Source organism: Pseudomonas sivasensis (assembly GCF_013778505.1).
Taxonomy (GTDB): domain Bacteria; phylum Pseudomonadota; class Gammaproteobacteria; order Pseudomonadales; family Pseudomonadaceae; genus Aquipseudomonas; species Aquipseudomonas sivasensis.
Map to the genome: position 1 here is coordinate 1 of NZ_JAAOWU010000044.1, position 1,245 is coordinate 1,245.

Genomic DNA, 1,245 nt, shown 5'->3' on the forward strand with positions numbered 1-1,245 from the left:
CCATCTCGTAAAGGGCATTGCAATGCTGAACAAACTGAGCCAAATCACTCTCGCATGCGGCGCTTGCTGGCTGCTGGCCGGTACCGCACAGGCTGCGGACGGGCAGATCCAATTCACCGGTTCCGTGACCGACAACGCGTGCACCATCAAAACCGGCGACGAGAGCAAGTCCGTGACACTCGATCCGGTGCGCATCGCTGACTTCGGGAAAACAGTGGGCGCCACCGCCAAGCCGAAAGCGTTCTCGATCAGCCTGGACAACTGCAGCACCGCGACCAAGAAAAACGTCGCGATTACCTTCAGCGGCCAGGAAGACGCCAGCGACTCCACCCTGCTGGGCCTGACCGGTGAAAACCAGGTCACAGGTATCGCGATCAAGATCGCTGACGCGCGTACCGGAAACGCGGTTCCACTGAATACCGCGACCGCCGACTACGACCTGCGAGCGATGTCCAACACCTTCAACTTCACCGCCGCCTATGTGCGCACCGCCGCCGATGTGACTACGGGCACGGGCGACGATGCAGTGACCACGTCCGGCATCGGCACCGGTCAAGTCAACGCCCTGGCCAGCTTCGACGTTACCTACAAGTAATTGCTCGTCAACACCGTGGGCCTGGCGCCGCCGCGCCGGCCTACGGACTTTTAAAGGTCTCCCCTCATGCGTTTGAAACTGTATTTTTTACTCGCGCTCTTACCGCTCTGGCATGTCGCAGCAGCGGACGCCGCCGTGACCGTAGGCGCCACGCGCCTGATCTACAACGGCGCCTCCAACGAAGCCAATCTGAATGTGAGCAACCGCGAAGACACCTCGCCTTACCTGGTGCAGTCCTGGGTCAGCCGTTTCGGCGGCACCAGCGAAGAAAGCGTCGACAGCTTTATCGTCACCCCGCCGCTGTTCCGGCTCGACGCCAACAAGGAAAACATCCTGCGTGTGATCTTTGCCGGTGGCGCCGATGTGCCACAAGACCGTGAAAGCCTGTTCCTGATGAACGTCAAGGCGATCCCGGCCATGAGTGACGACCAGAAAGGCAAGAACGTGCTGCAGATCGCCCTCAAGACCACCATCAAGCTGTTCTACCGCCCCGCTGGCCTTAAAGGCGAACTCAAGGACGCGGTGGCGCAAGTGAACTGGAAGGCCAATGCCGGCGCGCTGATGTTCAACAACACGTCCAAATTCCATGTTGTGGTCAGCGAGCTGAAGCTCAACGGCCAGCCGATCACCCAGGCACCGGATGTGCTGCG

The 1,245-nt window shown here is 60.3% G+C and carries 2 protein-coding genes; both read left to right on the top strand.

Annotated elements, in window-relative coordinates; all coding sequences use genetic code 11:
* The first annotated feature begins 22 nt into the window (after positions 1-22).
* Positions 23-595: a fimbrial protein gene (locus G9Q84_RS28995; RefSeq protein ID WP_032888865.1), complete on the top strand. Its 573-nt coding sequence runs from the start codon at positions 23-25 to the stop codon at positions 593-595.
* Positions 596-661: 66 nt separating this feature from the next.
* The coding region (locus tag G9Q84_RS29000) for a fimbrial biogenesis chaperone (RefSeq protein WP_181644543.1) at positions 662-1,245 on the top strand (584 nt) is incomplete at its 3' end.

Coding starts and splice junctions, on each gene's coding strand:
- G9Q84_RS28995 (WP_032888865.1), top strand. CDS start 23: ATGCTGAACAAACTGAGCCAAATCACTCTCGCATGCGGCGCTTGCTGG.